Origin of the sequence: Microbacterium sp. LWO13-1.2, assembly GCF_038397725.1 — a bacterium.
Lineage (GTDB): Bacteria > Actinomycetota > Actinomycetes > Actinomycetales > Microbacteriaceae > Microbacterium.
In genome coordinates this window covers 3,598,653-3,620,714 of the sequence record NZ_CP151634.1, presented here as the reverse complement: position 1 = coordinate 3,620,714, position 22,062 = coordinate 3,598,653, and the positions used below count along the sequence as shown (strand labels likewise).

Sequence of the window (22,062 nt, the reverse complement as noted above, 5' to 3'; positions counted from 1 at the left end):
ACGCCGCCCGCGAACGACGGAGGATCACTGTGGACAGATTCCGGTCTGCCAAGCCCGGACTGGGTGTCTGGGCGCTGATCGTCGCGCTCGTCGCGCTCGTCGTGCTGACCTTCCTGCCCACGCCGTACGTGATCCAGCGTCCCGGCCCCGTGTACGACACTCTCGGAACCGCCGCAGGCAAGGACGGCGAGCAGGTTCCGCTGATCCGGATCGAGGGCGTCGAGACCTTCAAGACCGCGGGAACCCTCGACCTCACGACGGTCCAGGTCATCGGCAATCGGGAGCGCACCCCCAGCTGGTTCGAATTGGCGCTGGCGTGGACCGACTCCTCGCGCGCTGTCGTGCCGCTGGACTCGGTGTTTCCCGAAGGGGTCAGCAGCGAGCAGCGCGACGAGCACAACGCGGTGCTGATGGTCGACTCCCAGCACGAGGCGACGGCCGCGGCCCTCGGGGAGCTGGGATACGACACCGGTGCGCGTGTGCATGTCGTCGAAACGATCGAGGGTGCCCCGGCGGACGGGCTGCTCGAGGCGGGTGACGTCATCACCGCCATCGGCGGCGAGTCGGTCTCCTCGGCGAAGGTGCTGCGGCAGGCGATTCAGGATGCCGAGGGCGACCCCGTCGAGCTCACAGTGCTCCGCGCCGGTGAAGAGCAGACGGTATCGCTCACGCCCGAGAAGCGCACCGAGGGCGATCAGACGACCTGGCTGATCGGGATCTCCCTGAAGACCGAGTACGACTTCCCGTTCGAGGTCGCGATCCAGCTCGACAACGTCGGGGGTCCGAGCGCCGGCATGATGTTCGCGCTCGGCATCATCGACACGCTGACCCCTGGCGAGCTCAACGGGGGAGCGGATATCGCCGGAACCGGCACCATCGAGGCCGATGGCACGGTGGGGCCGATCGGCGGCATCCGGCAGAAGCTGTACGGCGCGCGGGATGCCGGAGCCGAGTACTTCCTCGCACCAGAGGCGAACTGTGCAGACGTCATCGGCCACGTCCCGGACGGATTGCAGGTCATCCGCACCGCAACTCTCGATGAGTCCCTGGACGCGCTTGAGGTGATCGCAAGCGACGGCGATGTGGAATCGCTTCCCACCTGCGTCGCTCCGTGACCGCGCCGTGATCGGCTTGGGACCCCGCTCATAGCCAGGCGTGCCTAGGATGGGACGGTGACCACGACCTCCGCGCCGAATCCGGCCACGCCCCGAACGTCCCGACGGATCATCACCATCTCGATGGTGATCATCGCCGCGCTGATCGCGGCATTCTTCGTCTTCGCCTCGCTCTACACCGAGTTCCTCTGGTTCGACCAGGTCGGTTTCGCGAATGTGCTGACCACGCAGTGGGTCGCCACCGCGTTGATGTTCGCACTGGGCTTCCTCGGAATGGCCGTGCCCCTGTTCGTGACGATCCAGCTCGCCTACCGACTGCGGCCGGTCTACGTGCGGCTGAGCTCGCAGCTCGACCGCTACCAAGAGGTCATCGAGCCGCTGCGCCGTCTCGCCATGTGGGGCATGCCGATCTTCTTCGGTCTGTTCGCCGGATTCTCGGCCGCGGCGCAGTGGAAGACGGTCTGGCTGTGGGCCAACGGCGTCGCCACCGACACCGTCGATCCGCAGTTCGGTCTCGACACCGGCTTCTACATGTTCGCGATGCCGTTCTATTCGATCCTGCTGGCATTCGTCTCGGCAGTGGTGCTGCTCTGCCTCCTCGTGACGGCGCTGGTGTCGTACCTCTACGGCTCGGTTCGCATCGGCCAGGGCGAGTTGCGCATCTCGAAGGCTGCTCGCATCCAGCTGGCGGTGCTCGCCGGCCTCTACCTGCTGGTGCAGGCCGTGAGCCTCTGGCTGGATCGCTACCTGACACTCGTCGCTGAGGACGATCGCATCATCGGCGCCGCGTACACCGGCGCGAACGCGACCATCCCGGGCCTGGCGATCCTCGCGATCCTCGCGGCCCTCGTCGCCGTGCTGTTCTTCGTGACCGCGATCATCGGCCGGTGGCGGTTCCCGCTGGCGGCGACCGCGCTGCTCATCGTGGCATCCCTCGTCGTCGGCGTCGGCTACCCGTGGGCTGTCGACACCTTCCAGGTGGGACCGAACCAGAACTCGCTCCAGGCCGAGTTCTACCAGCGCAACATCGACGGCACCAAAGAGGCCTACGGCGTCGCCGATCTCGAGACGACGCCGTTCACGGCCGAGACCAGTGCCGAGGCCGGTCAGCTGCGCGAAGACGCCGCGACCACGGCATCCATCCGCATCGTCGACCCCGAGGTCATCAGCCCCACCGTGCGTCAGCTCGAGCAGTACCGCGGCTACTACCAGTTCCAGCAGACGCTCGACGTCGACCGCTACGAGATCGACGGCGTCATGCAGGACACCGTGGTGTCGGTGCGCGACCTCGATATGGAGGGCGTCGACAGCGGCAACTGGAACAACGTCGCCGCGGTCTACACGCACGGCTACGGTCTCGTCGCGGCGGCAGGTAACCAGCGCACCTCCGACGGCGAGCCGGTGTTCCTCGAGCGGGGCATCCCTTCGGCCGGATTCCTCACGGACTCCGAGAAGTTCGAGCCGCGCGTCTACTTCGGCGAGTCCTCGCCGGAGTACTCGATCGTGGGAGCGCCGGAGGGCGCCGAGCCGGCCGAGATCGACTACCCGCGGGGCAAGGACGGCTCCAGCGAGACGAAGACGACCTTCGAGGGTGAAGGAGGGCCGCGCATCGGCGACACCTTCACCAAGTTGCTCTATGCGCTCAAGTTCCAGTCCGAGCAGATCCTGTTCTCGAACCTCGTGAACGAGGAGTCGCAGATCCTCTACGATCGCGACCCGAAGACCCGCGTGCAGAAGGTGGCGCCGTACCTCGAGCTGGACAGCGACCCGTACCCGAGCGTCGTCGACGGCCGGATCGTCTGGATCGTGGACGGCTACACGACGAGCTCGACGTACCCGTACTCGTCGAAGGTGAGCCTTTCGGACGCGATCGCCGACTCCAACGTCCAGGCGCCGACGCTTGCGATCGACGAGATCAACTACGTCCGCAACTCGGTCAAGGCGACGGTCGACGCCTACGACGGCTCGGTGACCCTCTACGCGTGGGACACCGAGGACCCGATCCTCAAGACCTGGCAGAAGATCTACCCGTCGACAGTCGAGCCAATCAGCGAGATGTCCAGCGATCTGATGAGCCACGTGCGGTACCCGACCGACCTGTTCAAGATCCAGCGGGAGATTCTCGGGACGTACCACATCGACAAGGCCGGTTCCTTCGCCCAGCAGGACAACCGCTGGCAGACGCCGAACGACCCGCGCAGCGAGTCGGAGCTCCAGCCCCCGTACTACCTGACCATGCAGATGCCCGGCCAGGATTCGCCGCGCTTCTCGATGTTCTCGACGTTCATCCCGTCGGCGCAGGGCGGAAGTAACCGTGACGTGCTCATGGGGTATCTCGCGGTCGACTCCGATGCCGGGGCCGAGGCCGGTGTCAAGGCCGAGGGCTACGGACAGCTGCGCATGCTCGAGATCGACACCGACACCACGGTGCCCGGTCCAGGTCAGGTGCAGAACACCTACAACTCCGACACTGCGGTCGTGCCGCAGCTGAACCTGCTGCAGCAGGGCGAGTCGCAGGTTCTCTACGGCAACCTGTTGACCCTTCCGGTCGGCGGCGGCCTGCTCTATGTGCAGCCGGTGTACGTGCAATCCTCCGAGGGGACGAAGCTGCCTCGCCTGCAGAAGGTGCTGGTCGCCTTCGGTGACGAAGTCGCGTTCGAGGACACCTTGACAGCGGCGCTGGACAAGCTGTTCGGCGGCGACGCCGGAGCCGACGGCGGTGACGACACGGTCGAGCCCACGGAACCGGGCACCGAGGAGCCGACGGATCCGGATGCCGGCGAGGTGCCGACGACGCCGACCGATGCCGAGGCTGACGCACTGGCGGCGGCTCAGCAGGCGCTGCTCGACCGTGAGGCCGCGCTGAAGGCGGGCGACCTCACCAAGTTCGCGGAGGCCGACAAGCGCCTCACAGCTGCAGTGAACAAGCTGCTCGAACTGGACGCCGCGGCGAAGTAGTCCGCGACCGACGGACGAAATGGGCGCCCCTCCGGGGGCGCCCATTCTGCGTCCTGCACTCGCGTCTCGCATGCTCTGGACGCGCCACCCGGCCGGTGCTTCACTGGGAAGATGCCCAGGACGCTGGATGTCGACTACCTCGTGGTGGGCGCCGGAGCGGCCGGCATGGCTTTCACCGACGCGCTGATCGACCACGCCGACGTGCGGGTGGCGCTCGTCGACCAGCGGGACGCCCCGGGCGGCCACTGGCTGGACGCGTACCCCTTCGTCCGCCTCCACCAGGCCTCGATGTTCTACGGCGTGGCATCCACGCTGCTCGGCGGCGGAAGGCTGCAGACGCAAGGCCCCGAGGCCGGGCTGCAGGAGCGAGCCGACCGCGATCAGATCTGCGCGTACTACGCATCCGTTCTCGCGGAGCGGATGCTCGCATCCGGCAAAGTCGAGTTCTTCGGAGGCTGCACGTACCTCGGCGACGGCCGAGTCTCCTCCGGCGGCGGGGGACCCGGGTTCGCCGTGACGTCTCGCTGCCGAATCGTGGATGCGACCTACCTGGCGCCGAGAATCCCCGCGATGGTGCCGCCGCCGTTCGAGGTCGCGGAGGGCGCCCGGGTGATCCTGGTCAATGAGCTGCCCGACCTGGAGCATCCGCAGCACCAATACGTCATCGTCGGTTCGGGTAAGACCGCGACGGACTCGATCGTGTGGCTGCTCGGCCGCGGCATTGCCCCCGGAGCGATCTGCTGGGTGCGCCCACGGGATCCGTGGATGCTCAATCGCGCGAAGGTGCAGCCCGATCCCGCGATCCTGCTGGGGATGGCGGCCGACACGATGGAGGCGGCCCGCCTGGCGACGTCACTCGACGATCTGTTCCTCCGCCTGGAGGATGCCGAGGTACTGCTGCGGATCGATCGTTCCGTCTTGCCCACGATGGCGCGAACGCCGACCCTCGCCCTGTGGGAGCTGACTCTGCTGCGTACGGTCGAGCATGTCGTGCGCCGAGGGCACCTGCGGCGGGTCGAGCCTGGGTGGCTGTTGTTCGACGACGGGACGGAGGCGGTCCAGCGGGAGGCTGTCGTCGTGCACTGCGCGGCTGAGGGGCTGCGACGACGGCCACTGGTGCCGATCTGGGGCGGCGACGCCATCAGACCGCAGCCGACTCGCACCGGGTTCCCGTGCTTCGGTGCCGCGATGATCGGCTACGTCGAGGCGACTCGTGACGACGACGGCGAGAAGAACCGCGTCTGCCTCCCCTCGCCGTACTCGAGCACCCTCGCGGACTGGGTCGAGATGACGATCCTCGGCACGCGCTCTGCGAAGGCGTTCGGGGCGGAACCCGACATCTCGGAGTGGGCGAACCGGGTGGCGCTGAATCCAGCGCGCGTGCCCGCCGGATACGGCGAGTCAGCGGAACTGGATGCCGTGAAAGCCCGACTGAAACAGCACCGGGAGCCGGGTCTGCAGGCTCTGGGGCTGCTGAGCGACCGCGCTCGGGGCGAGGCTTCCAGAGAAAGATGAAGGCCCGGATCCTTGCGGATCCGGGCCTTCTTTTGTTGCGGGGACAGGATTTGAACCTGCGACCTCCGGGTTATGAGCCCGGCGAGCTACCGAACTGCTCCACCCCGCGGCACAAGAAGTAACTTATCACGGATTCCGGGGGTCGGCGAATCGAGCGCGACCCCCCGGGCGTGTCTCAGAAGCGCCAACGCCGGCTGAATCGTCATTGAAGCGCGGGCGGATGCTGGGAGGATGGGGGCATGTCCGAGACATCCGCACTGCCCGTTGCCGTCTGCCAGTTCGCGCCGACGGCATCTCGCGCCGACAACCTCGAGCGGATCGCCGCGCTGACGGCAGATGCCGCCGCGCGCGGAGCGAAGCTGGTGGTGTTCCCGGAGTACTCCAGCTATTTCGTCGACCCGATGGACGCCACCCTCGCGGAGAACGCCGAACCGCTCGACGGCGAGTTCGTGACCGCGCTGACCGCGCTTGCGGCCGAGTACGCCGTGGTCATCGTCGCGGGTCTCGCCGAACGGGCGGCCGACGAGCAGCATGTGCGCAATGCCGTCGTGGCCGTGCGGGGAGACGGCATCCTCGCGGTCTACCGCAAGCAGCACCTGTACGACGCGTTCGGGCAGCGGGAGTCGGACTGGATCGAGGCGGGCGATGTGGGGGAGGCGTCGACATTCGACGTCGGGGGACTGCGGTTCGGGCTGATGACCTGCTACGATCTGCGCTTCCCTGAGGTGGCGCGCACCCTGGTGGATGCCGGTGCCGACGTCCTGGTCGTGCCCGCGGAGTGGGTCCGTGGCCCGCTCAAGGAGCACCATTGGACGACGCTGCTCGCCGCCCGCGCCATCGAGAACACGGCCTACGTCGTCGCGGCCGATCACCCCACCCCGATCGGCGTCGGTCACTCGCAGATCATCGACCCGCAGGGCGTCGTGCTCGCCGGGATCGGCACCGGCGACGGCATCGCCGCGGCTGTCGTGGAGCGCGCCGCGATCGAACGCGTGCGCGCCGTGAACCCGTCTTTGCGGGTGCGCCGCTACAAGGTCATCCCGCGCTGAGCCCGCGGCGGATCCTGCGCCGACATGGTCAGCGCGTTCAACCTGCATGACGAAAACACGCCTGCAGGGCGACACGCCGAACTACAGACCTGCATGTGTGCATCGGTCATGCAAGTGGCACGCGGGTACACGCAGCGCCGCGCCCAAAGACGGTGTCAGGCGCCGAAGGCGACCAGCCGAGAGGCGGCCTCCTCGAGCACCTCGACCCGCTTGCACGCGGCGAACCGCACCAAACCGGCGTAATCAGCCTGGTGCTGGGCCGACACGAACGAGGTGAGTGGAATCGCGACGACCCCGGCGCGCTCGGGGAGGGCGCGGCAGAAGGCGGCGGCATCCGACCCGCCGAGCGCAGTGGCATCAGCGACAGTGAAGTAGCCGCCGCGCGGGGGATGCACCGAGAACCCGGCCGCGCGGAGACCTGCACCGAGGATCTCGTGCTTGCGGGTGAGAGCTGCGGCGGCATCCGCGAAGTACGAATCCGGCAGACGCAGCCCCACGGCGATCGCGGGCTGGAACGGCGAGCCGTTCACGTACGTGAGGTACTGCTTCACCGTGAGCACAGCGGTGATGAGGTCGGCGGGGCCGTGAACCCACCCGATCTTCCAGCCGGTCGTGTTGAACGTCTTCCCGGCGGACGAGATCGTCAGCGTGCGCTCCGCGGCACCGGGCAGCGTCGCGATCGGCGTATGCGGCGCGTGGAAGGCGAGATGCTCGTAGACCTCGTCGGTGACGATGGTCGCGTCGTGCAGCACCGCGAGGCGCACGATCTCGGCCAGCACTTCCGGGCCGAAGACGGCTCCGGTCGGGTTGTGCGGGTCGTTCACCAGGATGATCCGGGTGCGGTCGTTGACGGATGCCGCGAGCTCACCCAGATCCGGCTGGAAGTCGGGAGTGCGCAGCGGCACCGTGCGCAGCCGCGCACCGGCCAGCGCAACGGCGGCGGCGTAGGAGTCGTAGTACGGCTCGAACACCACGACCTCGTCGTCCGGCCCGTCGATGAGAGCGAGCAGCGTCGCGGTCAGCGCCTCTGTCGCGCCTGCCGTCACGATGACCTCGCGCTCCGGGTCCACACTCAACCCGTAGAAGCGCTGCTGGTGCTCGCTGATCGCGGCCAGCAGGTCGGGGATGCCGCGCCCGGGCGGGTACTGATTCGCACCGCGCGCGATCGCCTCTCGCGCGGCATCCAGCACCTCAGCCGGGCCGTCCTCATCGGGGAAGCCCTGCCCCAGGTTGATCGCGCCGGTTCTCGCCGCGGCGGCCGACATCTCTGCGAAGATGGTGGGCGCGACAGCGCCATCGGCCGAGAGCAGGCCGGCCCCTGCTGCCGTGCGTCGCCACGCACCGGGAATGTCACTCATGAAGAACAGGCTAAGGCCATAGCGGAAACTCATCCCGAGCATACGAAACGCACAGATACGGGGTTCATTCTGAAGGGGCGTTGTTGAAGGAGCACACACCATGAACGAAGACAACACCCACGACCACACGGCACCCGTTGTGCCGCCGGCCCAGGCCGCAGATGCTGCCGCGAACCCCACAGGGAGCGCCGCGCCCGGAGAAGCCACGGTCGCCCCCGCGCCGATCGCAGAGGTGCCGGCGTTCGCTGCACCGGCACAGCCGAGCCAGGGACACGAAATGCCGTCGGCGTTCGCGTCGGCCACGCCTCCTGGGGCTCCGGTCGTACCACCTGGCGCCCCGGCAGCAGGTCCGTACACGGCTCCGGCCGCTGGTGCGGCCTTCGGACTCCCGGTGACGCCCGTCGGTGCCTCGCAGCCGACGCTCCCGCTGGGGAGCACTGCGCCGCTCGGCTTCGTCGACGTCCCGGGAAACGCGTCGTCCGGCGTTCCGGTCGCAGATACTGCGAAGGGCACAGGCCAGAAGCCGCGCAGCGGCGTGAAGGTCGCAGCGCTCGTTGTGGCGGCAGCCCTCGTCGGCGGCGTCGCCGGATTCGGCGGCGGTGCGATCTGGAGCGCCGTCGGAACTCCGCCGCCCAGCGGAGTCGCCTCCGGTCCGGAGACGGTCACGGTGAACAATCCCGGTTCCGTCAACGAGACGACGGCGATCGCCGCCAAGGCACTGCCGTCGGTCGTCACCATCGAGGTGGCGGGAACCGACGAGGGCGGCAGCGGCTCCGGTGTGATCATCAGCGACGACGGTTACGTTCTGACGAATACTCACGTCGTCACGCTCGGCGGTGCCGCAGCGGATCCGACGATCCGCGTCACGACCTCGGACGGGCGCATCTACGATGCCACGATCGTCGGCACCGACCCGATCTACGATCTCGCCGTGATCAAGCTCGAGGGCGCGAAGGGCCTCACGCCGATCGAATTCGCCGACTCGTCGAAACTCAATGTCGGAGACACCGCCGTCGCCCTCGGCGCCCCCTTGGGGCTGTCGAACTCCGTGACGACGGGCATCGTCAGCGCGCTGAACCGCAGCATCCAGATCGCCTCATCCGCTCTTCCCGACTCGTCCAGCGAGGACGCCCCTCAGGAGGAAGCGCCGGAGGAGGAGGGCGAAGGCGGACCGTTCCAGTTCGACATGCCCGGCTCCGGTCAGCAGCAGAGCTCCGAGTCGATCTCGATCGCCGTCATCCAGACGGACGCCGCGATCAACCACGGCAACTCGGGTGGTGCGCTCGTCAACAGCAAGGGCGAGCTGATCGGCATCAACGTCGCGATCGCCAGCTCCGGCAACTCCGAGGAGTCCGGATCGATCGGACTCGGATTCTCGATCCCGTCGAACATCGCCGATCGTGTGTCGAAGGAGCTCATCGACAACGGCTCAGCGACCCACGGCCTGCTGGGTGCCTCGGTGCGTGATGCCGCCTCGGTCGAGGACGCGGAGGTCGCCGGTGCGTTCATCGCCGAGGTCACGAGCGGCGGCGCGGCTGCTGCCGGTGGTCTGAAGGCCGACGACATCGTCACCGCCTTCAACGGTGTGCCGATCACCAGCGCGAGTGACCTCACGGCCCAGGTACGGGCAGCGGCCGCTGGGAGCACGGCGACGGTCACCTACGTCCGGGACGGTCGCGAGAACGAGATCGAGGTCACGCTCGGAGAGCTCGCAGGCTGACCCGCCGTTCACAGATAAGGACGCCACCCCGCGATAGGCTCGCGGAGTGGCGTCCTTCTCTTTCGGCTCCGGCAATGCGGCCAAGCTGCTCCGGATCCCCGTGTATGCCGCGGGACGCATAGGCACGCTCCTGGTCCCGCGCGGGAGTCGTTGGGTCTTCGGCTGCGGAGCCGGAATCGGCGACGGCGCACTCGCCCTTCAACGACTTGCACGCACCGAGGGGCACGACACGCTCTGGCTCACCGCATCCGAGCGTGAAGAGCAGGATGCGGAGGCACTCGGCATCCGCACGGCGCGCAAGGGGAGTCTGCGGGGCTGGTGGGAGACGGCACGCGCCGGCGTCCTCGTGGTCACCCACGGTCTCGGTGACGTGAACCGCTACGCCGTCGCCGGAGCATTCGTGGTGCAGCTGTGGCACGGCATCCCGCTCAAGCGCATCGGACTCGATTCCCCGGCGACGACGCAGGTGCCCCGTGTGCCGGGAGCGGCGCTGCTGCAGCGCCTGGTCGCCGTGCTGTACCGGGCTGCGGCCCAGCGCATTCGCGTCCTCCCTGCGGCCTCGCATCGCTCACGTGGTCGACTGGAGTCGGCCTTCGGCCTCGGTGACGAACGGATCATCGTCACGGGGGAGCCGCGTGTGGATGTGCTCTCCGCTGGGCCGCACGCAGAACGTCGCGCGGCGGCATCCCGTCTGCTCGCCGACACTGTCGGTGCTCTGCCGGATGGCGCGCGCGTGGCCTTGTACGCGCCCACCTGGCGTGACGGTGCGGCCGACCCGGCGGTGCCGACGGCCGAGGAGTGGGTGCGGATCATCCGCCTGCTCGAGGAGCGCAACGCCGTGCTGCTGATCCGTTCGCACCCCCTCGGCGAAGGCGGCTACACGCCGCCGCTGCCCAGTCGACGGGTGCGGTTGCTGGGCTCCCGCGATCTGCCCGATGTGACTCCCGCGCTCGCCGCCGTCGACGTGCTGATCACCGACTACTCCTCGCTCGCCTTCGATGTCGGCCTGCTGGCGATTCCGGTGCTGTTCCTCGCTCCTGACGCTGCCGAGTACGCCCGCACCCGTGGGTTCTACGGACGCTTCGAAGACGTGGCCGGTGGCGACGCCGCGGCGGACTGGGACGAGCTGGGCACGCAGTTGGATCGACTCCTCACGGATGAGGAAGCCTTCACCGCGAGGTCCGACCGTTCCGCTACGCTCAGCGCGGAGATGCACGCGTACCGCGACGGACGCAACACCCGACGGGTGTACCAGGCAATCCGTGCGCGGGGTATCCCTGCGCCGAAGGGAGCATCATGACAACGGCCCGCATCGATGAGCAGGCGGAGACGCTGATCATCGCCGGTGAAGGCGGGCGTCCGGCGCGCGCCGAGCTGGTCGGGTCCCGTGCGCGGGTCGACGCCAGGATCACGGGCGGAGGGAAGACGTGGAAGGCGACGTTCCCGCTACGCGCTTCACGCTGGGGTGGAGCGGAACTTCCCCTGCCCGCTGGAGAGTATGAACTCCGCGTCGACGGGGCTTCCCTCGACGGGTTGTCCATCGCATCGACCCTGCTTCCGCGGCTCCGTGTCGCGCTCGACGGCGCCGTCGTGAGCATCGCGCCGCCGCTGGATCCGGTGTACGAGAGCTCCCTCGGGCAGTCGACGCTGGAGGAGCGGTATGTCGCCCAGACCGGCGGCACCGAGAACGCGGTGTTCTTCGAGAGCTTCTACGGACAGAGCGTCGGCTGCAATCCGCAGGCGATCGACCGGGAGCTCGCCGTGCAGGCGCCGGGGGTGCGCCGGTACTGGAGCGTGACGGATCTCTCTGTCGCTGTTCCGGAGGGCGCCATCGCCGTCGTCGAGGGCAGCCCCGAATGGTGGCAGGCGAGGGCTGCGGCGCGGCTCCTGGTGGTCAACGACTGGCTGCGTCGCCGATTCGCCCGCAAGCCCGGCCAGAAAGTGCTGCAGACGTGGCACGGCACCCCGCTCAAGCGCCTGGCGCTGCACCGACCCGGGTTCGACCCGCGTCGGATGGCTGCGGTGGTGAAGGAGGCGCGGCGGTGGGACGTGCTGCTCGCGCAGAATCCCTACTCCGCTCGTATTCTCAAGAAGGCATACGCATTCTTCGGGCGACCGATCTGGACCGAGGGCTATCCGCGCAACGACGTGCTCCGCACGGGTGACACGGCGGCCGTCCGCACGGCGCTCGGCATCGGGGCCGATGAGCGCGTACTCCTCTACGCGCCGACCTGGCGCGACGACCGCGCGGAGATCGTGGATTTCGTCGACCTCGAGCTGCTTGCCCAGCAGGCCGACGCGGTCGTCCTGGTCCGCGGGCACTCGCGCACACTGAAGCCGGGCCGTGACCGGGCGGGCGCACGCGTGATCGACGTCACCGGCTATCCCGAGACGGCGCAGCTGCTGCTCGCCGCCGACGGTCTGATCACCGACTACTCCTCGGTGATGTTCGACTTCAGCGTCACCGGCAAGCCGATGTACTTCCTGGTGCCGGATCTCGACCACTACCGCGGCGAGCTGCGTGGGTTCTACTTCGACCTCGCAGACCGGGCGCCCGGTCCGCTGGTGCACACGCAGGAGGAACTCACGGCGGCTCTGGCCGATACCGGGCACGAGGCGGCATACGCGTCCCGCTACGCGGCCTGGCGCGCCCAGTTCAACACACGCGACGACGGCCATGCCGCACAGCGCGTGGTCGCCCGCATCCTCGATCAGGGGTTCGTGACCCGCTGACCTACGCCGTGACTACGGCAGCGGGGTGTTGCGGGTTCCGAGGCGCGATGCGTCGACGGTGTCGCGCGCGCCGCGCAGCACCCCACCCAGGAAGCCGAGCCCCCAGGAGATGTGCATCGTGGGGAGCACGAGCAGCGTCCACAATCGCTGACGGAGACCGCCGCCACCGGGGGCGAGGGCGACCCCCAGCACCAGCACCACGTACGCGACGAGGGGTAGGTAGACGAGGGACGCGATGACCGAAGCGATACCGGTGATGACGCCGATCAACTGCAGCGCGGCGACCACCAGTGCCACGGCGATGAGGACCACCAGCGCGGGAGGGGCGAAGTAGCGGATGCCGTTACGGCGTCCGAAGCGCCGCACCAGCTCGCCTCGCCATGCCCCCGTCGCGTTGAACTGCCGCGCCAGGCGCAGCCAGCTCTCGCGAGGCCAGTAGGTGACCGACAGCGCCGGGTCGAACCAGACGCGATGCCCTGCCTGCCGGATGCGCAGGTTGAGTTCCCAGTCCTCGCCGCGACGGACGGTTTCATCGAACAGCCCGACCTCTTCGAGCACCTCCCGGCGCATCACGCCGAGGTAGGCGGACTCGGCTTCGCCCTCGTGGCTGCCGCCGTGGTAGGCACCGCCACCGAGGCCGATGGGGGAGTTGTACAGACGGGCGACGGCCTTCTGGAACGGGGTGCGGCCGTCGGCGCGCATGACGCCGCCGACGTTCGCCGCCCCGGTCCGCTCCAGGGTGAGCAGCGCGCGAGCGGCGTATCCGGGGGAGAGCTCCGAGTGCGCATCCACGCGGATGATCGTCGCGTAGCGACTGGCTCGGATGGCCTCGTTCAGCCCGACCGGGATGTGCGCGGCGGGGTTGTCGACGAGCCGGATGCGATCGTCGTCGGCGGCGAGCTCTCGGGCGAGTTCGGTGGTGCCGTCTGTGGACGGGCCGAGGGCGAGCACCAGCTCGGCCGGGCCGTCGAGCTCCTGCGCGAGCACGGATGCGACGGCGTGCTCGAGGTAGGCGCGTTCATTGAGAACCGGCATGACGAACGAGACGCCGGACGGCGACATTGCGGATTCGTTGTCATGCATCCGTCGATCATGTCACGGGGACCTCGGAGGTTCGCTGATTACCGTCGAGGGATGCATGTCATCAGAGACTCGAAGAAGGCCTACCGTCTGATCCGTCGCGCGGTCGCGTCGCGCGCGGCCGCCCAGCGGGTGCGGAGCCGGGTCGAACCGCCGGCGGAGAATCAGTTCCGGATAGCGGTGTATTTCGCCGATTCCGCCGTGAACATGTACCAGATCAGGCAGTGGTACCGGCCCCTCACGGAACTGGCCGAACGGTGGCCGATCGTCGTGCTGTCGCGTTCCGCCGTCGGCGCCGAAGCGCTTCTCGACGACGGTGTCCTGCCGGTCGCATACGTTCCGAAGATCCGCGATCTGGAACGGTACATCGCCGATCAGGACATTCGGATCGTCCTGTACGTGAATCAGAACACCCGCAATTTCCAGATGTTCCGGTACGGGCGCCGCTGGCATGTGTTCATCAACCACGGCGAATCCGACAAGGTCTACATGGTCAGCAACCAGTTCAAGGCGTACGACTACGCGCTGGTCGCCGGTCAGGCGGCGCGCGATCGGCTCTCGCGCACCCTCTGGGGCTACGACGTCGATCAGCGCACCCTCGAGATCGGGCGGCCACAGGCCGATCACTATCTCGCCGCGACGCCGTACCCGACGGACGAGCGCACCGTCGTGCTGTACGCCCCGACGTGGGAGGGAGATCGTGCGTCGATGAGCTACGGATCCGTGATCTCGCACGGTGAGCGACTCGTCGCGGAACTGCTCGCCACCGGCCGGCACAGGGTGATCTACCGTCCGCATCCTCGCAGCGGGGTGATCGCGCCGGCGTACGGGGCGGCCAGCGCGCGCATCATCGCCGCGATCGCCGCCGCGAACACCGCCGATCCGGGCGCCAACCACGTCCACGACGACGGGCCGGAGGTGGGTTGGCAGCTTGCGGCGGCCGACGTGGCCATCGTCGACGTCTCGGCGATGATCTATGACCGCCTCGCCATCGGGAAGCCGCTGCTGATCACTCGTCCTGTCGACCCTCTCGCGCGGATCGATGACGAGGGCTACCTCTCGGACTGCGAGTGGCTGACGGCGGATGCGGCCGCCGGTGTGGTCGCCGAGGTGGACCGTGTCCGGGCTGACGAAGAGGCCACTGCGCGGCTGCGGCACTGGGTACGGCACTACTTCGGCGATACGAGCCAGGGCGTCGCGACGGCGAAGTTCCATGCGGCCATCGAGCAGCTGATGGCCGAGTGGGAGCGCTGGCACGCTCTGGACGGCGACTTCCTGCAGCCGTCGGCGGATGCGGGGGAGGACGACGCCCTCGATCAACCGGAGATCTGAGGCCCGAGGTCGCCGCCGCATCGTGATCTCGCGGAGCCGTGACGGCGGCGGCGACTCAGTATCCTGGAAGGATGGGTGCAGTTTCCGATGCGACGAAGGCATATCGCCTGCTCAGGCGAGCGCTGGTCTCGCGATCCGCCGTGCAACGCGTGCGGCGTCGGCTGCAGACGGACGGGCCGCTCCCGGTCGCCCACTTCAAGGTGGCGGTGTACTTCGCCGACGGTGCGGTGAACATGTACCAGATGCGTCAGTGGTACCGCCCGCTCGCGGAGCTCGCCAAGCGCTGGCCGGTCGTCGTGATCTCCCGCAACGCGACCGGTGCGGAAAAGCTGCTCGAGGAGGAGGGCGCCCCGCCGATCACCTTCGTGCCGACGGTGCGCGACCTGGAGAAGTTCATCGCGAAGCAGGACATCCGCGTCGTCCTGTACGTGAACCAGAACACCCGAAACTTCCAGATGTTCCGGTACGGACGCCGCTGGCACGTGTTCATCAATCACGGCGAGTCCGACAAGATGTACATGACCACGAACCAGTACAAGGCCTACGACTACGCCTTCGTGGCCGGGCAGGCTGCGCGTGACCGGCTCTCCCGCACACTGTGGAACTACGACATCGATGCGCGGACGATCGAGATCGGCCGGCCGCAGGCCGACCACTACTCGGGAACGCTGCCGTACACCCCCGACGAGCGCACCGTGGTGCTCTACGCCCCGACCTGGGAGGGCGACCGCCCGAGCGCGCACTACGGCTCGATCGCGACCCACGGCGAAGCGCTGGTGACCGCACTGCTGTCCACGGGGACCCATCGGGTTATCTACCGCCCGCACCCGCGCAGCGGGGTGGTCGACGAGGAGTACGGGGCCGCTCATCGTCGGATCATCGCGGCAGTGGCTGCCGCGAATGTCGCGGATGCCACCGCCCAGCACGTCTACGACAACGGCCCGGATCTCGGCTGGCAGCTCGCCTCCGCCGATGTCGCCATCGTCGACATCTCGGCGATGGTCTACGACCGGCTCGCGGCAGGAAAGCCGCTGATGATCACCCGCCCCGCAGATGAGCGGGCTTCGGTCGACACCACCGGGTACCTCGCCGACTGCGAATGGTTGACGACGGATGCCGCTGCCGACATCGTCGCCGAGGTGGAGAGGGTCGGCGCTGACGCGGAGGCCATCGCCCGCCTGCAGATGTGGGTGCAGCATTACTTCGGCGACACCACGCCAGGAGTCGCTTCCGAGAAGTTCCACGGTGCGATCGAGCGGCTCATGCAGGAGTGGGATGAGTGGCACGAGCACGAAATGGGCAGCATCCGCTCCGACGAGGACGATGACGACGAAGAAGCCGACGAGGAAGAGATCTAGGAGCACCGCCATGGACTTCCCCCGTGCAGCCGCCGTCGCCGCCCGACTCGACGTCCTGCCGGAGACGGGGTCGACCAACGCGGACCTCAGGGCGCACTCGGACGATCTCGTGGGCTGGCCGCATATGTCGGCGCTGGTGACGGCGAATCAGACGGCGGGGCGCGGACGGCTCGATCGGAGCTGGACCGCACCGCCCGGGACATCACTCGCCGTGTCCGTGCTGCTCCGTCGTCTGCCGGTATCGCCCGAGGCGCGAGGCTGGATTCCCCTCGTCGCCGGGTTGGCCATGGCGGATGCCGTCGCTGCGCAGCTTCCCGGCCGCGACGTCGGGGTGAAATGGCCGAACGACGTCCTCGTGGACGCCGTCGAGGACGGCGGCACGGTGACCGACGCACGCAAGATCTGCGGAATCCTGGCGGAGGCGACGGGCGACGCGGTGATCGTCGGGGCCGGCGTGAACACTGCGATGACGGAATCCGAGCTTCCGGTGCCGACGGCGACGTCGTTCGCCGTGCTCGGCGTCCGTGCGGACGAGGACCGCCTGCTGGCCGAGTATCTGCGGGCTCTCGACGCGCACCTCGCGGCGCTCGTCGCAGCGGATGGCGCTGTGCGCAGTGGATTGCACGCAGCCGTCACCGCGCGGTGCGTCACGCTGGGGCGCGAAGTACGGGTGTCGCTGCCCGGCGGCGAATTCGTGGAGGGGCGCGCGACGCGGCTGGATCCGGACGGGCGCCTCGTGGTGCGCACCGACGAGGTGGAGCGCACGATCTCGGCCGGCGACGTGGTGCATGCTCGCGCACTCTGACGCTGACACGATCGGCGCGCCTCCTGCGATGTCGCCGACCACAGGCACAATAGAGGTGTGACTCAGCCCGTGACGCTCGGAGGCAGGCCGATGATGCCGCCGCCCGGTGTGCCGGCGGAGGAACTCCTCATCGCCCGATTCCGCGGTCACGCGCGGCGGCTGTTCTGGTCGGCGATCGTGCTCATCGCAGTGTTCGGGGCGGCCGCCTACTTCTTCGACAATCTGCCGGCACCCTTCGAGAACTGGATGCTGCTCGCCGCGGCCGGCATCATCGTGCTGTTCGTCGTCGGGGTGCCGTACGCGCTCTGGCTGTCGCGCACCTGCACGGTGACGACGCGACGCGTGATCGTCAAGCAGGGGCTGGGTGCGAGTCAGCGGCGCGAGATGTCGCATGCGCGCGGGTACACGATCGGCGTGCGCCGAGGCATCCTGCAGCGGCTCTGGGGCGTCGGCACGATCACTCTCTCCAACGGCGTCGACACGCCGCTGCGAATCGCGAACGTGCCGAACGTCACGCTCGTGCACGAGACTCTGGCGGATCAGATCGAGGTGAGTCAGATCCTGGCGCACCGCGACGCGCAGGCCGGCTCCGACTCCTTCGTCGAGGAGTGAGCTCTTCCACACACCAGTGCGGGACCTCGTACTTTTCTTCCGCACCAGTGCGGGAGAATGGACCCGACGAATGGAGGCGGCACATGGCGCTGCGTGTGGGCGTGATCGGCGGAGGACAGCTGGCCAGGATGATGATCGCTCCGGCGGTCGAGATCGGGATCGACCTGCGGGTCCTCGCTGAAGATGAGGGCATGTCGGCACAACTCGCCGCGACCGCAGTCGGCGACTACCGCGATCTCGAAGTCGTGCGCGCATTCGTCCGCGACGTCGACGTCGTCACCTTCGATCATGAGCACGTGCCGCAGGAGGTACTGCGCGCCCTCGTCGCCGACGGCGTCGCCGTGCACCCGGGACCGGGTGCGCTGCAGTTCGCGCAGGACAAGCTCGTCATGCGTGCGCGGCTGGCCGAGCTCGGCATCCCGCAGCCGGAGTGGGCCGCGGTCCGAGATGCCGACGAGTTGCAGGCCTTCCTCGACGCGCATGGCGGTCGAGGCGTGGTGAAGACGCCGCGCGGCGGATACGACGGCAAGGGCGTGCGTGTGGTGCGCGCAGGTTCCGAGGCCGACGACTGGTTCGCGACGCTCGGCGACGGTGAAGCCCTGCTCGTCGAAGAACTCGTCTCCTTCGTCCGCGAACTCGCGCAGCAGGTGGCGCGGCGCCCCAGCGGTCAGATCGTCGCGTATCCGGTCGTGGAGACCGTGCAGCGCGACGGCGTGTGCGCCGAGGTCATCGCTCCGGCTCCGGGCGCACCGGAGCGGCTGGCGCAGGTGGCTGAGGGGATCGGCCGGAAGATCGCCGACGGTCTGGGTGTCACCGGAATGCTCGCCGTGGAACTGTTCGAGACCGATGACGAGCGCATCCTCGTGAACGAGCTCGCGATGCGCCCGCACAACAGCGGTCACTGGACCCAGGACGGCGCGGTCACGAGCCAGTTCGAGCAGCACCTGCGTGCGGTCGCCGATCTGCCGCTGGGAGATGTGAGTCCACGGGCGCCGTGGTCGGTGATGGTGAACATCCTGGGCGGACCAGCGGAAGGCACGATGGAGGAGCGATTCGCGGCGGCGATGAACGATCAGCCGGCCGCGAAGATCCACACCTACGGCAAGGCTCCGCGGCCGGGCCGCAAGGTCGGCCACGTGAACGTCGCAGGCGACGACCTCGACGATGTCGTGTACGTCGCGCGTGCGGCAGCGGCACATTTCGACTGACTGAGGGCGCGCGCCGTTCGGGGAATCTCACAGTCCCAGCCCGTAGCCTGAGATCGTGACTGAGCCTCTGCACTCCTCCGCAGCACCCCTGCACTCGTCTCCGGCTCCGCTGGTCGGTGTCGTCATGGGATCGGACTCCGACTGGCGCGTGATGAGCGACGCCTCCCAGGCGCTCACCGACTTCGGTATTCCGCACGAGGTAGAGGTCGTCTCCGCGCACCGCACACCGGACAAGCTCATGCGGTATGCCCGTGAGGCCCGGGGCCGCGGCATCCGTGTCATCATCGCGGGTGCGGGCGGCGCAGCGCATCTGCCCGGCATGCTCGCCTCGATGACCGCGCTGCCCGTGGTCGGCGTGCCCGTGCCGCTGGCCTATCTCGACGGGATGGATTCGCTGCTCTCGATCGTGCAGATGCCGGCCGGCATCCCGGTCGCCGCCGTGTCGATCGGCGGGGCTCGCAACGCCGGCATCCTTGCGGCACGCATCCTGGGTACCGCTGACACCGCCCTCGCCGACCGGGTCGAGGACTATGCGCGTGAGCTCGAGGCACAGGTCGGGGAGAAGAACGATCGGCTGAAGGAGTCGCTGTGACCCTTGCGCCCCCGCGCACCGTGGGGCGGCCGCTGATCGAGACGCGTCCGCTCCGGCATCCGGATGCCGGCGACGCCGGGTTGATGGCGAAGCGCGGATGGTGGCTGGTGCTGCTCAACGTGCTCGTGCCCGGTTCCGCGCAGGTGCTCGCCGGCAGACGCAAGCTCGGCCGCTTCGGCCTCGGCGCCACCCTGGTCGCCTGGCTGCTCGTGATCGTCGGTGCAGGGCTGGCGCTCTTCGCGCGCCCGGTGCTGCTGTGGCTGACCGTCGGCGGGGGCCTGCTCTCCGCGGCGCTGCTCACCATCGTGCAGGTGGCGCTGATCGGCTATGCCGTGCTCTGGCTGGTGCTCACGCTCGACACTCTTCGCCTGGTGCGCCTCGTGAAGGTGCCCGGCCCCTCTCGCTTCGCGATCCCGGTGGTCGCGCTGCTGCTGTTCGGCCTGATCGGCAGCGGCACCGCTTATGCAGCGTCGGCGGTCGGTTCGGTCCGAGACACGCTCGGTGCCGTGTTCGGGAACAGCGGTCCGAGTCTTCCGCCCAGTGACGGCTACTACAACATCCTGCTGCTCGGCGCCGACAGCGGCGAGGGCCGTGACTCCATGCGCTTCGACAGCATCTCGGTGGTGTCGGTGAACGCGACGACGGGTGCGGTGACGATCACCGGAATTCCGCGCGAGCTGCCGAATGCGCCGTTCAGCGCAGACAGCCCGATGCTCGAGCAGTATCCGAACGGGTTCGAGGGGCACACCTCCTCGACGTGCGGTTGGAACGGATGGATGAACCACGTCCGAAACGCTGCTCAGATCTGCCGGGACGACGGCGGATCCGCGCTCTATCCCGACGCGGCGGCCCACGGCTCCGAGCCCGGCATCGAGGCGACGAAGGATGCGGCCGAGGGCGTTCTCGGTATCGAGATCCCGTACTACGTCTTCGTCGACATGCAGGGGTTCGCCCAGCTGATCGATGCGCTCGGCGGTGTGGACATCAACGTCACCGAGCGGCTCCCGATGGGAGGCGGGCCTTCCTACGACGGTGAGCCCGCAGACGATTGGGCGATCGGCTGGATCGAACCGGGCCAGCAGCACATGAGCGGCGACACCGCGCAGTGGTACGCGCGGTCGCGGTACACGACGAGCGACTGGGATCGGATGAAGCGGCAGCGCGAGCTGCAGGCGGCCATCCTCGCCCAGTTCACGCCGCAGACCGTGCTCACGCGCTTCAATGAGGTTGCAGCGGCCGGAACGGCGTTGATCAGCACGGACCTGCCGCAGGACAAGTTGCCTGAGTTCTTCGACCTGATGCTCAAGGCGAAGGAGCAGAAGGTCACGACGATCGAACTCACCCCTGAGTTCGGCGTCGATGAGCACGAGCCGGACTATGCGCACATCCACGACATGGTCCAGCAGGCGCTGCACCCGCCGACGCCGACGGAGACCCCGGCTCCCTGACGCCCCGCAAGCTGTGTAGTCGCTGACACTTGGTCGTCGTGATCGCGCGTTGTCCTGGCAGTGATCGCGACTGAGGCTACCCTTTCCTCATGGGTGCTCGACTGCGTGTTGTTCTGGATCAGTTGGGGCACGTCGTCGATGCCGATCAGGCGGCGGCGTCGGTCGACCTGATGAAGGGCCTCATCGCGACGACGCCGTCCGGATGCGAGATCGAAGCGATCGTCGCAGCAGGTGCCGAGATCGAGATGGTGGGCCTCGCCGGGGTGCGTCGACTCTCGTTGGCGCGGCGCGAGCTCGCGGCTTCCTGGCAGCTCGGCATCGCACCGGGGGTGGGTGGCGGACTGATTCACGCGCCGACGCTCATGGCGCCGTTGGTGCGGCATGACCGGGTGCACGACAACGATCAGACGACCGTGACGCTGTGGGATCTGCATGCCTGGGAGGCAGCAGACACGATGTCGAAGACGGCCGTCGCCTGGCAGCGCGGAATGCTGCGCCGGGCGGTGAAGCACGCGGATGCCGTGATCGTGCCCTCGCACGCGTTCGCCGAACGGCTCGTCGACCTCGCGAAGGTGGGGGAGCGCGTTCGCGTGATCGCCGGCGCCGCCCCGGCGGGCTACCAGGAGCCGTCTGATGCTGCCGAGCGCCGTACCGACCTCGTTCTTCCTGCACAGTACGTCGTGCTCATCGGCTCGCACGGCTCCCTCGAGGAGGGGTTTCGGGGTGCGGCGGCCGCCGGGCTGGACGCCGTCGTGCTCGACGTCTCCGAGGGGGCGGAGCCGCGCCTGGCGGAGATCGCATCGGCCGCGGGTCTCCCTGAGCAGCGTGCGCATATGCGGGGCGTGCTGTCAGCGCAGGACCGCGCAAGTGTGCTCGCCGGCGCTGCGGCGTTCGTAGCGACGAGCACGCTCACGGCCTGGCCGTGGCGCGTGATCGAGGCGATGACGCTGGGCGTTCCCGTGGTCGCGGTCGACAGCGGGGTGCACCGCGACGTGGTCGCCGATGGCGGGATGCTGGTGGATGCCTCGGAGCTGGCAGAGGCCGTCGTCGAGGCTGCCGGCCGAGGTGCGTCGCGACTGAAGGTACTGGGCGCGGATCGCTCGCGGGCGTTCTCGTGGGCGAGCGCCGCCGAGAAGGTGTGGGCTCTGCACGCGGAGTTGTGACATCGGACGGGCGCCG

General features: G+C 68.5%; 17 protein-coding genes and 1 tRNA gene. 15 read left to right on the top strand and 3 right to left on the bottom strand.

Annotated elements, in window-relative coordinates:
• The first annotated feature begins 29 nt into the window (after window positions 1-29).
• The 3 genes from MRBLWO13_RS17350 to MRBLWO13_RS17340 all read left to right on the top strand — a co-directional run bounded on the left by MRBLWO13_RS17350 (window position 30) and on the right by MRBLWO13_RS17340 (window position 5,588).
• Window positions 30-1,115 carry a S16 family serine protease gene (locus MRBLWO13_RS17350; RefSeq protein WP_341975335.1) on the top strand — a complete coding sequence of 362 codons (1,086 nt, stop codon included), beginning with the start codon at window positions 30-32 and terminating at the stop codon, window positions 1,113-1,115.
• A 57-nt stretch (window positions 1,116-1,172) separates the two neighbouring features.
• Window positions 1,173-4,073: a UPF0182 family protein gene (locus tag MRBLWO13_RS17345; protein WP_341975334.1), complete on the top strand. Its 2,901-nt coding sequence runs from the start codon at window positions 1,173-1,175 to the stop codon at window positions 4,071-4,073.
• Between the two features lie 111 nt (window positions 4,074-4,184).
• Window positions 4,185-5,588 (top strand): FAD/NAD(P)-binding protein, encoded by a 1,404-nt coding sequence (locus MRBLWO13_RS17340; RefSeq protein ID WP_341975333.1) that lies wholly within the window; start codon window positions 4,185-4,187, stop codon window positions 5,586-5,588.
• 35 nt (window positions 5,589-5,623) lie between these two features.
• Here MRBLWO13_RS17340 and MRBLWO13_RS17335 read toward each other — a convergent pair.
• Window positions 5,624-5,697 (bottom strand) — tRNA-Met (locus tag MRBLWO13_RS17335).
• A 130-nt stretch (window positions 5,698-5,827) separates the two neighbouring features.
• Between MRBLWO13_RS17335 and MRBLWO13_RS17330 the strand changes: the two genes are divergently transcribed.
• Window positions 5,828-6,637, top strand: a complete 810-nt coding sequence (locus MRBLWO13_RS17330) for a carbon-nitrogen hydrolase family protein (protein ID WP_341975332.1) — start codon at window positions 5,828-5,830, stop codon at window positions 6,635-6,637.
• A 155-nt stretch (window positions 6,638-6,792) separates the two neighbouring features.
• Here MRBLWO13_RS17330 and MRBLWO13_RS17325 read toward each other — a convergent pair whose 3' ends face one another.
• Entirely contained in the window at window positions 6,793-7,995 is a 1,203-nt protein-coding gene (locus tag MRBLWO13_RS17325; protein WP_341975331.1) for an aminotransferase class I/II-fold pyridoxal phosphate-dependent enzyme, read from the bottom strand.
• 100 nt (window positions 7,996-8,095) lie between these two features.
• Between MRBLWO13_RS17325 and MRBLWO13_RS17320 the strand changes: the two genes are divergently transcribed.
• Genes MRBLWO13_RS17320 through MRBLWO13_RS17310 form a run of 3 tightly spaced genes read left to right on the top strand, consistent with a single transcriptional unit; the run spans window position 8,096 to window position 12,448 of the window.
• Window positions 8,096-9,715 (top strand): trypsin-like peptidase domain-containing protein, encoded by a 1,620-nt coding sequence (locus MRBLWO13_RS17320; protein ID WP_341975330.1) that lies wholly within the window; start codon window positions 8,096-8,098, stop codon window positions 9,713-9,715.
• Between the two features lie 46 nt (window positions 9,716-9,761).
• Window positions 9,762-11,015, top strand: a complete 1,254-nt coding sequence (locus MRBLWO13_RS17315) for a CDP-glycerol glycerophosphotransferase family protein (RefSeq protein ID WP_341975329.1) — start codon at window positions 9,762-9,764, stop codon at window positions 11,013-11,015.
• Complete coding sequence (locus tag MRBLWO13_RS17310; protein WP_341975328.1) at window positions 11,012-12,448, top strand: CDP-glycerol glycerophosphotransferase family protein; 1,437 nt, start codon at window positions 11,012-11,014, stop codon at window positions 12,446-12,448. Before MRBLWO13_RS17315 ends, MRBLWO13_RS17310 begins: the two co-directional genes overlap by 4 nt.
• Window positions 12,449-12,460: 12 nt before the next feature.
• Here the strand turns inward: MRBLWO13_RS17310 and MRBLWO13_RS17305 are convergent, their stop codons facing one another.
• Complete coding sequence (locus MRBLWO13_RS17305; RefSeq protein ID WP_341975327.1) at window positions 12,461-13,531, bottom strand: glycosyltransferase family 2 protein; 1,071 nt, start codon at window positions 13,529-13,531, stop codon at window positions 12,461-12,463.
• A gap of 51 nt (window positions 13,532-13,582) precedes the next feature.
• Between MRBLWO13_RS17305 and MRBLWO13_RS17300 the strand changes: the two genes are divergently transcribed.
• The 8 genes from MRBLWO13_RS17300 (at window position 13,583) to MRBLWO13_RS17265 (ending at window position 22,046) form a co-directional block, all read left to right on the top strand.
• Complete coding sequence (locus MRBLWO13_RS17300) at window positions 13,583-14,860, top strand: CDP-glycerol glycerophosphotransferase family protein (RefSeq protein ID WP_341975326.1); 1,278 nt, start codon at window positions 13,583-13,585, stop codon at window positions 14,858-14,860.
• A gap of 71 nt (window positions 14,861-14,931) precedes the next feature.
• Complete coding sequence (locus tag MRBLWO13_RS17295; protein WP_341975325.1) at window positions 14,932-16,218, top strand: CDP-glycerol glycerophosphotransferase family protein; 1,287 nt, start codon at window positions 14,932-14,934, stop codon at window positions 16,216-16,218.
• Between the two features lie 10 nt (window positions 16,219-16,228).
• Complete coding sequence (locus MRBLWO13_RS17290; RefSeq protein ID WP_341975324.1) at window positions 16,229-17,023, top strand: biotin--[acetyl-CoA-carboxylase] ligase; 795 nt, start codon at window positions 16,229-16,231, stop codon at window positions 17,021-17,023.
• A gap of 57 nt (window positions 17,024-17,080) precedes the next feature.
• Window positions 17,081-17,635, top strand: a complete 555-nt coding sequence (locus MRBLWO13_RS17285; protein ID WP_341975323.1) for a PH domain-containing protein — start codon at window positions 17,081-17,083, stop codon at window positions 17,633-17,635.
• A gap of 83 nt (window positions 17,636-17,718) precedes the next feature.
• Window positions 17,719-18,843, top strand: a complete 1,125-nt coding sequence (locus MRBLWO13_RS17280) for a 5-(carboxyamino)imidazole ribonucleotide synthase (RefSeq protein ID WP_341975322.1) — start codon at window positions 17,719-17,721, stop codon at window positions 18,841-18,843.
• Between the two features lie 124 nt (window positions 18,844-18,967).
• Complete coding sequence (purE, locus tag MRBLWO13_RS17275; protein ID WP_341978468.1) at window positions 18,968-19,435, top strand: 5-(carboxyamino)imidazole ribonucleotide mutase; 468 nt, start codon at window positions 18,968-18,970, stop codon at window positions 19,433-19,435.
• Window positions 19,432-20,883, top strand: coding sequence for an LCP family protein (locus tag MRBLWO13_RS17270; protein ID WP_341975321.1), 1,452 nt, complete (start codon window positions 19,432-19,434; stop codon window positions 20,881-20,883). Before purE ends, MRBLWO13_RS17270 begins: the two co-directional genes overlap by 4 nt.
• Before the next feature lie 89 nt (window positions 20,884-20,972).
• On the top strand, window positions 20,973-22,046 hold the full coding sequence (locus tag MRBLWO13_RS17265) for a glycosyltransferase (RefSeq protein WP_341975320.1): 1,074 nt from the start codon (window positions 20,973-20,975) through the stop codon (window positions 22,044-22,046).
• Window positions 22,047-22,062 lie beyond the last annotated feature (16 nt).